At 68.5% G+C, this 12,048-nt stretch carries 13 protein-coding genes and 2 pseudogenes; 6 read left to right on the forward strand and 9 right to left on the reverse strand.

The features are described from left to right. The 6 genes and pseudogenes from murI to selD all read right to left on the reverse strand — a co-directional run. On the reverse strand, positions 1-749 hold a 749-nt coding region (murI, locus tag VNE62_10345; GenBank protein HVE92678.1), incomplete at its 3' end, for a glutamate racemase. Then, positions 743-1,690 carry a pyridoxal-phosphate dependent enzyme gene (locus VNE62_10350; protein ID HVE92679.1) on the reverse strand — a complete coding sequence of 316 codons (948 nt, stop codon included), beginning with the start codon at positions 1,688-1,690 and terminating at the stop codon, positions 743-745. The genes VNE62_10350 and murI, both read right to left, overlap by 7 nt. Further along, positions 1,682-1,942 (reverse strand): annotated as a pseudogene (locus tag VNE62_10355) (MoaD/ThiS family protein). Before VNE62_10355 ends, VNE62_10350 begins: the two are co-directional and overlap by 9 nt. A 4-nt stretch (positions 1,943-1,946) precedes the next feature. Further along, the gene (locus VNE62_10360; GenBank protein HVE92680.1) at positions 1,947-2,348 is read right to left on the reverse strand and encodes a M67 family metallopeptidase; all 402 of its coding nucleotides are present in this window, start codon (positions 2,346-2,348) and stop codon (positions 1,947-1,949) included. A gap of 92 nt (positions 2,349-2,440) precedes the next feature. Next, positions 2,441-3,382 carry a cysteine synthase family protein gene (locus tag VNE62_10365; protein ID HVE92681.1) on the reverse strand — a complete coding sequence of 314 codons (942 nt, stop codon included), beginning with the start codon at positions 3,380-3,382 and terminating at the stop codon, positions 2,441-2,443. Between the two features lie 8 nt (positions 3,383-3,390). After that, positions 3,391-4,368, reverse strand: a pseudogene (gene selD, locus VNE62_10370) (selenide, water dikinase SelD). A gap of 215 nt (positions 4,369-4,583) precedes the next feature. On the opposite strand from selD, the gene VNE62_10375 reads away from it, so the two are divergent. The 3 genes from VNE62_10375 (at position 4,584) to VNE62_10385 (ending at position 6,834) form a co-directional block, all read left to right on the forward strand. Further along, on the forward strand, positions 4,584-5,165 hold the full coding sequence (locus VNE62_10375) for a M15 family metallopeptidase (GenBank protein ID HVE92682.1): 582 nt from the start codon (positions 4,584-4,586) through the stop codon (positions 5,163-5,165). A gap of 15 nt (positions 5,166-5,180) precedes the next feature. Beyond that, complete coding sequence (locus tag VNE62_10380; GenBank protein ID HVE92683.1) at positions 5,181-6,170, forward strand: hypothetical protein; 990 nt, start codon at positions 5,181-5,183, stop codon at positions 6,168-6,170. A gap of 145 nt (positions 6,171-6,315) precedes the next feature. Further along, positions 6,316-6,834, forward strand: coding sequence for a hypothetical protein (locus tag VNE62_10385; GenBank protein HVE92684.1), 519 nt, complete (start codon positions 6,316-6,318; stop codon positions 6,832-6,834). Between the two features lie 61 nt (positions 6,835-6,895). On the opposite strand, the gene VNE62_10390 is transcribed toward VNE62_10385, so the two are convergent. Further along, positions 6,896-7,948, reverse strand: coding sequence for a ribonucleotide-diphosphate reductase subunit beta (locus tag VNE62_10390; protein HVE92685.1), 1,053 nt, complete (start codon positions 7,946-7,948; stop codon positions 6,896-6,898). A 105-nt stretch (positions 7,949-8,053) separates the two neighbouring features. Next, positions 8,054-8,773: a sulfite exporter TauE/SafE family protein gene (locus VNE62_10395; protein ID HVE92686.1), complete on the reverse strand. Its 720-nt coding sequence runs from the start codon at positions 8,771-8,773 to the stop codon at positions 8,054-8,056. A gap of 116 nt (positions 8,774-8,889) precedes the next feature. Between VNE62_10395 and VNE62_10400 the strand changes: the two genes are divergently transcribed. From VNE62_10400 to VNE62_10410, 3 genes are read left to right on the forward strand one after another with little or no spacing between them, the layout of a single operon-like run. Further along, positions 8,890-9,726, forward strand: coding sequence for an SMP-30/gluconolactonase/LRE family protein (locus VNE62_10400; protein HVE92687.1), 837 nt, complete (start codon positions 8,890-8,892; stop codon positions 9,724-9,726). After that, a complete protein-coding gene (locus tag VNE62_10405) occupies positions 9,726-10,475 on the forward strand; it encodes an SDR family oxidoreductase (GenBank protein HVE92688.1) in 750 nt (249 codons plus the stop codon). Before VNE62_10400 ends, VNE62_10405 begins: the two co-directional genes overlap by 1 nt. After that, positions 10,475-11,725, forward strand: coding sequence for an enolase C-terminal domain-like protein (locus VNE62_10410; protein ID HVE92689.1), 1,251 nt, complete (start codon positions 10,475-10,477; stop codon positions 11,723-11,725). Before VNE62_10405 ends, VNE62_10410 begins: the two co-directional genes overlap by 1 nt. 40 nt (positions 11,726-11,765) lie before the next feature. On the opposite strand, the gene VNE62_10415 is transcribed toward VNE62_10410, so the two are convergent. Further along, a partial coding sequence (locus VNE62_10415) for a DoxX family protein (protein ID HVE92690.1) occupies positions 11,766-12,048 on the reverse strand: 283 nt, incomplete at its 5' end.

Here is a 12,048-nt window from a genome sequence, read left to right on the forward strand (position 1 = left end):
TCGTAGACCGGCGCCTCCCGCGTGTGTCGCTGAAGGTCGTTGGCGGCCAGAACCGTGTAGACGTCCTTCGCTGTCTCCTCCGCCGAAGACACCAGCAGCACGTCCGGCCCCATCACGTATTGAATCGTCGCCGACAGCAGCGGGTAGTGGGTACAGCCCAGGATGAGCGTGTCCACGCCGGCCTGCTTGAGGGGGCTCAGGTATTCGCCGGCCACACCGAGCACCGCGTCGCCGGTCGTCTCTCCCGACTCCGCCAGCTCGACGAACCGCGGGCAGGCCTGGTGGAAGACCTCCACAGGCCTGCGGGTCAGGCGGATCGCCTCGTCGTACTGGGCCGACTCGATCGTCGCCTGGGTGCCGATCACGCCGATTCGCTTGTTGCGCGTGAGCCGGACGGCCGTCTGGGCGGGCGGGTTGATGACGGTGATCATCGGGACGGGGATCTGCGGCCGTCCCAGGCGGGCCAGCGCCGAGGAGGCCGAATTGCAGCCGACGACGATCAGCTTCACGTCCTGTTCGATAAGAAAGTCGATGATCTCGCACGCGTAGCGGTGGACGTCCGGAAGGGGCTTCGGGCCGTACGGGAACCTGGCGGTGTCCCCGTAGTAGACGATCGACTCCTGCGGCAGGACGTCGATGACGGCCCGCGCGACCATGAGTCCGCCGAGTCCGGAATCGAAGATCCCGATGGGCCTGTCGCCGGGCTCCGGCAGTCGGACCGGACCCGGTTGTGAAGGCGGCGTCACCACCAGATCTGCCCCTGCAGCCGACGCTCGACCTCCTCGGGGTCCTGGACGTGCACCCCCGTGGACACGTACTTCCAGCCGCCGTCGGCCAGCAGCACGACGGCCGTCCGGGAGCCGAGAGACGCCATCGCCCTCAAAGCGCCGAAGACGGCGGCCCCGGACGAGATGCCCGCGAACACTCCCTCCAGCTCGAACAGGGTGCGGGTCATCCGGAAAGCGTCGGCGGACCCGACCATGAACTTCCGGTCCAGCACGGACTGATCCAGGATCGGAGGGATGTAGCCGTCCTCAAGGGACCGCAGCCCCTGGACGAGGTCCCCCGCCGGAGGCTCCGCCGCGACGACTTTGATGTCCGGGTTGTGCCGCTTAAGGGCCCGGCCGGCCCCCGTGAGCGTGCCGCCGGTGCCGAGTCCCGCGACGAACAGGTCCAGGTCCGGTACATCGGCGACGATCTCCGCTGCTGTGACCTCGTGCGCGGCGGGATTCGCGGCATTCTCGTACTGATTGAGCATCAGGTACTTCGTGTCGGAGGCCATCTCCTGCGCGACCTTGATTGCGCCGTTTGTGCCCTCCTCGCCGGGGGACAGGTGCACTTCCACCCCGTAAAGCTCCAGCAGGCGACGGCGCTCCTCGGACGCCGACTCCGGCATCACCACGGCCAGCCGCAGCCCTTTGAGCCGGCAGACGAGCGCGAGCGAGATCCCCGTGTTGCCCGACGAAGGCTCGAGCAGGACGCGGTCGTCGTCCAGCTGTCCCTGACGCTCGGCCTCCAGGACCATGGCCAGCGCGATCCGGTCCTTGACCGACCCGGTCGGGTTCTGTCCCTCCAACTTCGCGTACAGCCTCGTTCCGTCCGATTCGAGGCGGGACAGCCTGACCACGGGCGTGTTGCCTATGGCGTCGAGGATGCTGTCGTGTGCTGCGCCCCCTGCGACGGCGGGCAGGACGGTGATGGTGTCGCCTTCGGATACGGGGGTGTCCAGCGCCTGCAGATACCGGACGTCCTCGTCGTTGACGTACACGTTGATAAAGCGGTGCAGCCGTCCGGTCTCGTCCAGGACCTGCGCGCGAAACCCCGGGTGCGCGCTGTCCACGTTCTCCAGCACCTGAACGAGCGTCGTCCCCTGCGCCTGCACCGTGGATTCGCCCGCCGTGTGCTTGCGCAGCACCGTCGGGATGCGAACCGTCACCGCCATCGCTTCACCCCGCAATCGCCACCGGAACCTCGTCCACCCGGCCCCCCTCGATCCTGAAGCCCCGCATGTGCGGAGCCTCGGGGTCTTCCAGGGACACGATCAGGTAGACGGCCTCCGGGTAGTAGGCCCAGGACACGTCGGTGTTGGACGGGTAGGCGGCGGACCTGGTGTGCGAATGGTAGATGGACACCAGCTCCAGTCCCCCCTCCTCGATCTCGTTAAAGGCCCGCAGTTGCTCTTTGGGGTCCATCCGGTAGATGACCGGCGATCGCTCCGCGTTGGTCATCCGGAACAGCCTTTGCGCGATGCCGTCCCGGCCTGCCAGCAGCCCACACGCCTCGTTTGGGAACTCGGCCCTGCATTGCTCGTAGATGTCATCAGCAAAGTCTTTCGGGAGTCGAAGCACGCGGTTCACCTGAGGTGGATGGCGGGAGCGGCCTCAATGATAGGCGGGCTCCGACCGGCCGGCTGAGGCAAAACCTACGTTGCCGGTAGGAATCAGCGCTCGTCCGGCCGGGGCTGCACGAGCACCTCGACGTTGCGCTCGCCCCAGTCGGCAGCGATCCCCACCACCCTGCGGCCCTCGCCGAGCCTGCGCGCCAGGGCCCGGGCGGCCATGAGCACGGCGCCGGTCGAAGGACCGCAGAACAGCCCTGCCTGGCGCCCCAGCTCCCGGACGGCCTCGTGGGCTTCCCACCACGGGACCGGGTACACCTCGTCCACCAGGTCCCTGCGCAGCAGGCCCGGGACGAATCCAGCCCCGATCCCCGGGATCCGGTGGGGGCCGGGCTTGCCACCCGACAGCACCGGGGACTCCGCCGGCTCGACGGCCACGACCTGGCACCGGGGGTTGCGTGCCTTGAGCACGGCCGCACAGCCGCTGATGGTGGCCCCCGTCCCGACTCCGGCCACGAAACCGTCCACGCCCCCTGAGCACTGGTCCCAGATCTCCGCGCCCGTGTCCTCGTGTGAGCGAACGGCGGCCTCGTTGCCGAACTGCCGCATTACGAACGCGCCCTCGCGCGCCATCCTGTCCGCCTTGGCGATGGCCCCCGACATCCGCTCGGAGTGCTCCGTCCAGACGAGCTCGACGCCAAGGATCTCCAGGTTCGCGCGGCGAACGTCCGGCATGTCCGACGGCGCCACGACCATGACGTGGTAGCCCGTGGCGCGGCCGATCACGGCCAGCGACGTCGCCGTGTTGCCGACGGACGCCTCGACGATGGCCTGCCCGGGACTGAGGACCCCCCGCCGCTCAGCGTCCCGGATCATGGCGAGCACCGGACGGTCCTTCACGGAGCCCGAGGGGTTGTCGCCTTCGACCTTCAGGCACACCTCGGCGGCCCCGGGTTCGGCCCCCAGGGTGACCATGCACGTGCGGCCCACGAGGTCGAGGACGCTGCCGACGATCCTGCCGAGCGAGGGCTCCCGGATGTCCACGGCCTGCGTCAGGCCGTGACCGCGATCGTGCCGGCGGGGCCGTCGTGGACGCGACCGACAACGACCATCAGGTGACCACCGGACGACTCCACGATCCGCTCGACAACTTCCGGACTGCATGCGGCCAGCAGTCCGCCGGACGTCTGGGCGTCCGAAAGCAGGTGGCGCGTCGTGTCATCCGCGGCGCCCCAGTCGACGGAGGAGTCCAGCGACTTCAGGTTGCGCAGAGTCCCTCCGGGGACCATGCCCTTGCGGGCAAGCTCCTCGGCTCCCGGCAGCAGGGGCACGTGCCCGGCGTTGACCTCCGCCGACACGCCGGATGCAGAAAGCATCCGGTGCAGGTGCCCCAGCAGGCCGAAGCCCGTCACATCGGTGCATGCCCTCACTCCCGCCGCCACCATCGCCCCCGCGGCAGCGTCGTTGAGCGCCACCATCGACTCCACCGCCGCGCTCTCGGCCTCCGCGGTGGACGCCTCGCGCTTTATGGCCGTGGTGATCACGCCGGTGCCTATCGGTTTGGTCAGCACGAGTACGTCGCCGGGACGGGCTGCGTCCATTCGCATGACCTGATCCGTACGGACGCGCCCCACGACGCACATGCCGTACTTGGGCTCCGGGTCGTCGATCGTGTGGCCGCCCACCACCACCATGCCGGCGCGCCGGGCAGTCTCGGCGCCCCCACGCAGCACGTCACCGAGCAACGACAAAGGCAGAACCTCCCGGGGCCACCCGGCCAGGTTCAGGGCCCACAGTGGCCGCCCGCCCATTGCGTACACGTCGCTGCACGCGTTGGCTGCGGCGATGCGCCCCCATGTGAAGGCGTCGTCCACGACGGGGGTGAAAAAGTCCGTGGTCAGGACGAGCGAGTCCGGGCCTTCCAGTGGCAGGACCGCGGCGTCGTCGGCTTCGTCCAACCCGACGAGAACCCCGGACTGCGTACCGGAGGCCTCGAGCATCCCCAGGACCTCGACCAGGTCCTCAGCGCCGAGCTTGCAAGCTCAGCCGGCGCCGTGGGAGTAGCGCGTAAGCCGGATGCGCTGGTCCATGTCACCCCCTTTCCTGGAGGCCAAGTCTATGTGTCGTCCCCGGGATGTAAGTTGTCGGACTCAGGGGCCCTCGGCCCCTCTCCTTCCCAGGTCGCTTCCTCAGGCCTTCCTCCTCCGGCACGGCGCAAGCCGTGCGACGAGAGAAGGAGTCGTCGATGGACAGAAAGCGAATCGCGATCGCCCTGGTGCTTGCCTGCCTGCCCGTGTGGCAAGGCGCGCCGGCGGCCGCATATCACTTTCCCGGTACGTACTACCCCCACCGCCACAAGAACTACCCGCCGCGGCCCCACGGCCAGGCGGCGCTGGTCCGCGAATTCGGGGAGAGATGCAGCGCCGCGGCAAGAGCCAACAAGGAGACCTGGTGGGCGAAGGAGGGGATTCACGGGACGGGCAGCTGGCGGCAGTATCCCTTCAACTACCACGAGAGGCTCGGCGGAAAGAACGCGTCCGCCGTCTACGACGTCTGGGCCCACGCGGCCACCGAGCACGAGGCCGACTTCTGGAAGATCGGGATCTGGGGCTACAACTGCCGGAAGATCAAAGGGTCGTCGAAGTGGTCATCGCATTCGTGGGGCGTGGCGATCGACACCAATTCGGCCTACGAGCACGTGGGAGCCGGGCACAAGCACTGCCACACCATGACCCCGAACATGCCCGGCATCTGGAAAGACCACGGGTGGCACCACGGAGTGAGCTTCGGCGACTGCATGCACTTCCAGTACGTCACCGGCTACTGATCAAAGGAGAGCCAGATGAACAAAATGAGGATTGCGGCGGGCGCTGGCGCCTTGGCCGTGGCCGCCTTTGCGCTCGTGGCGCCGGGCTCACCGGCTCCGGCGGCCGAAGAGGTCGACATCGTTTCGGTTCAGCAGGGCGTGGTGGCCCTGTCCGGACCCGAAGACGGGGTGCGCGTCGCGCTCCCGGAGCCGGCGGGCGCGGCGGACCTCTCGCCGGATGCAAAGGAACTGGCGGTAAGCCAAGGAACCTTGGCCCGGGAGGGACCCTCCGGTGTCCTGGGCGAGCTCGCGCTGGTGGACCGCGACACGGGCGACGTCCGGATCCGCACGGACTTCGGCGGTGCCCAAATCTCCGGCGTCAGTTACAGCCCGGTGGGGGGCCTGGTCGCCTTCATCAAGGACGGTTTCGAGCTGTGGGTGATGCGTACCGACACCGGGCAGCTCCGACAGATCGGTGATGGCAGGAGCATGGCTCCCGCGGACGGGTTCCTGTTCGACCCGGTCTTCGACTCCCTCGGCTCCTCTGTCTACGTGGGGGTCGTCCAGGACAGCTGGGACGGCGAGGACGACAAGCTGGACAACCTCTGGCGCGTGTCGCTGTCGGGCCAGACCACCCAGATCACGCACTTTCAGCCGGACGGCCAGCCGGACGGCTACTGGCTGATCCTGAGGCGCCCCGTCCCGCTGCCCGACGGAAGCGTCATGGTGAACGTCGAGAGCTACAACCCCTTGGGTGAGCACCACACCTACGTCGCGCACATCTCGACTTCCGGAGAGCTGACCCCCGCGGGACCGATTCCCGGCGAGGCCTACCTTGTGGATGTGGCGCCGGACAGGCTTTTCTATCTGGTGTTCGACGCATCCAGCGGCAAAGGCACTGTCATGTCGTCGGATCGCACTGAAGACAAGGCGTCCTGGGAGAAGTGGTGCGAACCTGCCTGCGACTCACTGGTATCAGGCGTGGACAACGCGTGGGTGAAGACGCCGGACGTGCGGGTGGCATAAGGGGGGAACCATGAAGAGTCCGATTGTCGTCGGCTTGGGACTGACTGTGGCCGTGTGCGCGGCGTGCGCTGAGGTGGGACCAGGACCTTCTACAACACCTGAGGCTGTCAGCCCGCCCGCGTCGAAAGCTTCAGCGGCCAGGATTGTGGAGTCCGGCTTCAAGATCATGCCCGGCGGGGGCGTCACTGCCGCCGCTCTGATCCGCAACGACACCGACCAGACCCTCAACGAGATACAGCTGGAGCTGAGCCTGCAGGACGCCGGAGGCCGCGAGGTGGCCAAGACCGGGGAGAGCCTTCCTTTCTGCCCTCCCCGGCAGGACTGCTGGTGGGGCGCTATCTTCGTCGACTCCTCACAGTTCGGGGCGGATCACAAGTCGATTGCCTTGGTGAAGACGAAGATCCTCAAGGACCTCGGCCCCCGCAAGGACACCCCCCGGCTGGTCGAGCTGACGGCCAAGGGTGACGAGTTCGTCGGTGCCTCCACTGAGGGGATGGTCTTCATGATCGGATTCGAAAGCGGCAAGCCGACGTCGGGGATGTCGCAGAACATCGAAAAGCGCGTGTCCCCGATGGCGGTCTCCGCCGGCGAGCTCAAGAGTTCGGCCGGGGCGCAGACGGTGAGGGCGTTCCTGTACGAGGGCGTGGAGCAGGAGGGTCACTAAAGCAGCGGCTGGCCCTGCTGCCTGTTCGGTCCGACGCCGGAGTGAGGACCGCCGGGTGCCCTCAGGAGGCCTGGCGGTCGTGCCACCGGACCGGATGCTCCTCGCCGTGAAGCGACTCGTACTCGCTCAGGCATGCGGCGTAGTACTCCATGCCCCGCTGCTCCACCGAAGCGCAGTAGGCCGCGTCGAGGCCCACGACCCGCAGACGCTTGGTCAGTGACATCAGGGAGAAAGCCCAGATCTCACGGGGGTTGATCCGCAGCTCCTCCGGAATCAGTCCGGGATCGCTGACCATGAACTTGCGGTCGGGGGCGAAGATCGTCCAGCACGCCGCTTCCAGCGTGTCGTCGACGACCTTCTGCACGTTGGACCCGTGTCCCCGCGCGACGGCGTCGCGCGCGGCTCCCACCCCGTAGTTGACGTGTCGGGACTCGTCACGCGTGACCGCCGTGAACCCGGCGTAGAAGCCGGGGAGAAGGCCGATGCGCCTCAGGGTCCTGAGCGAGAACTTCTGGCCGGTCAGAGCCAGCATCCCCTCGATTACGAGGTGGTACATCGTCAGGCCCTCCACCCACGCGGCGTAGTCGCCCGGGTCGAGGCGCACCCGGTCCATCGTCTCCAGCAGCTGGTGGTCGAAGATCCGGCGGAACCCGGCCACGGCATCGGGCCTCACTGTTTCCAACGCCCCGTGCAGCCCGCCGCTGACCCCCACGACCTCCTCGAAGAATCGTTTGAAGAACACGGTGTGGCGCGCCTCGTCCACGATCTGGGTGGTGAGAAAGACGCGGTCCTCCTCGGTGGGGGCCCCCATGATGAGCGGGGACAGGGTGTCGGTCACGGCCTGCTCGCCGATAAAGAAGAGCGTCAGCGTCTGCTGCAAGCCCTCCCTGAGGGGCTCGAACATCGACTTCCAGTGACCCACGTCCTCCGAAAAGTCCAGATCCTGGACGGCCCACTGCTGGCGCTCCCACCGGTCGTACAGGTCGAGCGGCGACGGCCGCGTCTGCATGACGTGGTCCATCTGGGCGTAGACGGAGTCGATGTCCACGCTGCGCAACTCCTCGACACCGGCCGACTCGACCTCCCGGACGACATCCTCGATCGACTTCGTCATGAGCAGCCTCCCCGTCGCAGTGACCTGCGGTCAGTGTAGAGGCCGACGCCCGTGGGGGGCCGAGGTCCTGCCGCACGGGGGCCGGACCACGCGGTGGCATCCGCGTCACCACAGTTCCCGGATCACGAGAGCGACGGCCGACAGCAGCGAGAGGACCAGGACGGCGGGTCGGGTGAGCCCCTTGTCCAGCAGCTTCGAGGTCCGGGACGAGACGGCGAAGCCGGCCAAGATCCCCGGCAGCAGGACACCGCTGAGTCGCAGCTCCTGAAGCCCGAATTTCCCCACGGCGGCAAGCAACGCGATGGACATGGCGGCCCCGATGACAAAGAACCCGGACAGCGTCCCTCGCATGGTCGCGCCCGGCTCCCGTTGGTAGACCATCGCCATGGGGGGCCCGCCGATGGAAGACGCCGTCCCCATCAGCCCTGACAGCGCCCCGGCACCGACCAGGACGGGAGCCGTGGGCCGCACGTGCCAGCCGCCGACGCTTGTGACGACGCCAACCACCACGGCAGCGGCCAGAGCAATCGCGAGCTGGCGCGGCTGGAAGGCGGCGACTGCCAGCGCTCCCGCTACCGTCCCGGGCACACGCCCAACGAGGGCCCAACCGATGCCTCCGAGATCGATTGAGGCACGCTCCCGCCGGGCGATCAGCATCGTCAGCAGCAACGCCGCAGCGAGCGCAGGACCGGGGACGAGGCGGTGGTCCACCAGCGCCATCACCGGCGCCGCGATCAGGTTGAGCCCGAAGCCCAGCGACCCCTGTATCGCGGATCCCGCGGCAAGGACGAAGAACAGAAGCACCAGTTCGGGGAGGGTCGGCACAAGCGGAGTCTAGAACCGCCGGCCCGCGCCCCCGGTCAAGGAGTTGGGGCGGGAACTGTCATGCCGACGGCGCCCGCTTTTGCTTTTCGGACCCCCGGCGCAGGTGAATGAAGGGGATGCCGGTTGAGCTGAGGGTGCTGGTCGAGGGGCTGGACCATCCGGAAGGGGTGGCCGTCGCGGGCGACGGATCGCTGTGGGCCGGAGGCGAGGCCGGACAGCTGTACCGAATCGCGGAGGCGTCGGCCGAGCAGGTGGCGACCACCGGCGGGTTCCTCCTGGGCCTGGCTGTGGACGGGTCAGGCAGCGTGTTCGCCTGCGACGTCGCAGCCCGGCAGGTGGCGCGCATCGAGCCGGAGTCGGGCCGAGTGGAGGTCCATTCCCGGGGAACGCCGCAACGGCCGATGGTGAACCCCAACTGGCCGGTCTTCGACGGCGCTGGCAACCTGTACGTCACCGACTCCGGCCGCTGGAAAGGCAACGACGGGTGCATCTTCCGGATCGACGCATCAGGAGTCACCACCGTGTGGTCGGAGGCCAGCACGAACTTTCCGAACGGAGCGTGCCTGGACGCCTCGGGAAAGTGGCTGCTGGTTCTGGAGTCGCTCCCCCCCGCGCTCGTCCGTATCCGCATCAGCGACGACGGAACCGCCGGTGAGCGGGAGGTCGTCGCGGAGCTGCGCGGGACGGTGCCGGACGGAGTCTGCCTGGACGAGGACGGGCTCGCCTATGTCTGCTGCTACCGCCCGGACCGGATCCTGACCGTGGATCCGGACGGCGGTGTCGACGTCTTCGCCGACGATCCCGAGGGAACGATCCTGTCCGCGCCGACAAACGGTGTGTTCTGCGGGAACGACCTGCGCACCCTCGTCACCGGCAACCTCGGGCGGTGGCACCTGACGGCATGCGAGCCCGGCCCCCGGGGACTTCCGCTGCGATACCCGGTCCTGGGCTGATGCAGGAACTGGTCGGCAAGGTGGCACTCGTGACGGGCGCCGCCATGGGCATCGGACGAGCGGCTGCGCAGGCACTGGCGGACCAGGGCGCGAAGGTGGCGCTGGTGGACCGCGAGGAGGCCGAGCCGATCCGGACCTCGGTGACGGTGCGCGCGGACGTCTCGACGGCCTCGGGTGCCACGATGGCCGTAGCCTCGGCTGTGGACGCCTTCGGGCGGCTGGACATCGCCGTCTGCGCCGCCGGGATCCAGAGGTACGGGTCTGTGGTCGAGGCTCCTGAGGACCAGTGGGACGAAGTCCTGGCCACGAACCTCAAACAGATGTTCCTCGTGGGCAAGCACGCCATCCCGCACATGGAGGCCGCGGGAGAAGGCGCCATCGTGAACGTGGCGTCGGTGCAGGCGCTGGTCGCGCAGCGCGGGGTGGCGGCGTATGCGGCCTCCAAGGGAGGGGTGGTCGCCCTGACCCGCGCGATGGCCGTGGACCACGCCCCGCTGGTCCGCGTGAACTGCGTGTGTCCCGGATCGGTGGACACGCCGATGCTGCGCTGGGCAGCGGGCAAGTTCGGAGGTGAGGACTTGGAAGAGACGGTGGCGCAGTGGGGCGAGATGCATCCGCTTGGACGGGTGGCTGAGCCCCGGGAGATCGCGGAGACGATCGCCTTCCTCGCCGGCCCCCGGGCGTCGTTCGTGACGGGCGCGGCGCTCGTGGTCGACGGCGGGCTCATCTCGCGGCTGGGCGGCACCTGATGTCACGGCCTGCGAGTCGCAGCCCAGCCGGCCGAATCTCGGCCATTCGCGCGACCACCGTCACGGTGCCGCTGGAGGCTCCACTGCGCCACGCGACGGGAGCCCACTGGGGCCGGTTCGTCCGCACGATCGTTGAGGTCGAGACCGACGCCGGGCTCACCGGTCTGGGCGAGATGGGCGGGGGCGGCGAGAGCGCCGAGGCGGCATTCAAGGCTCTCGAGTCGTACCTGCTCGGTCACGACCCGTTCGACCTCGAGGCGCTTCGATTCAAGCTGATGAACCCGACCGCCTCGCTGTACAACCAGCGGACCCAGCTTCACGCGGCAATCGAGTTCGCGTGCCTGGACCTCATGGGACAGTCGCTGGGCCTGCGCGTCTGCGACCTGCTCGGCGGCGCCCTGCGGGAGTCGGTGCCCTTCGCTTCGTACCTCTTCTACCGGTATGCGGACGGCAGCGGAGCCGGTGGCGAAGAGACGCCGGAGGAGATGGCGGCCCACGCCCAGCATCTCGTCCGCAAACACGGCTTCCGGACGCACAAGCTGAAGGGCGGCGTGTTCCCCCCTTCACACGACTGCGAGGTTCTCCGCGCGGTTTCGGAGGCCTATCCGGACCACCGCGTCAGGCTCGACCCCAACGCCGTGTGGACCGTCGAGGAATCGATCGGCGTCGCGCGCCGCATCCGGGACCTGCCCAACGACTATCTGGAGGACCCCACGTGGGGCCTCGACGGGATGCGCCGGGTGCGGGACCGGATCGACATACCGACGGCCACCAACACCGTGGTGGTCAACTTCGAGCAGCTCGCCGCTTGCATCCGGCTCGACGCGGTGGACGTGATCCTGCTCGACACCACGTTCTGGGGAGGACTGCGACAGGCGGCCAAGGCCGCCGGCGTCTGCGAGACGTTTCAGTGGGGAGTCGCGGTGCACTCGTCCGGGGAACTGGGGATCCAGCTGGCCACGATGCTGCACCTCGGCGCCCTGCTGCCGAATCTGCGCTTCGCGGCGGACGCGCACTACCACCACCTCACAGACGACGTAATCGAGGGCGGACTCATGACCTACGTAGACGGGGAGATCGCGGTTCCCGAAGCGACGGGCCTGGGGGTCCGGCTGGACCGGGAGCGTCTCGGCCGGTACTCGGACCTGTACCACCAGCTCGGCGGGTACCACTACGACCGCGACCCCCACCGTCCGGACTGGTATCCGGTCGTCCCGGCGGGGCTCTACGCGAACCCACGCCGCAGATGAAAGAGGGACGTGAGCCCGGGGGCCCCCGTCCCTTTAAGTCCTAGGCCGCCTGCGACTGCGTCGCGACGGCTTCCACCGGGACCCGCCGACGCCGGGTCGCCAGCGTCAGCAGGCTCGTGACCGCGGCCGCCCCTACCGCCGCTGCTCCCCACTGCAGGCCGTAGAGGTCCCAGCCGGCCAGACCGTCCAGTGAGTACCTGCCGGGGCCGGCGAAGGCGACCACGGCCGCTGCCGCGATGTTCGTGGCGTTCAGCTCCCAGCCGCCGGAGGCGGCCCAGGGGCCCTTGCCCAGGTGGACCGTTGCGATAGCCGTGATCATCATG

The organism is Actinomycetota bacterium (assembly GCA_035536535.1).
GTDB lineage: Bacteria > Actinomycetota > JAICYB01 > JAICYB01 > JAICYB01 > DATLNZ01.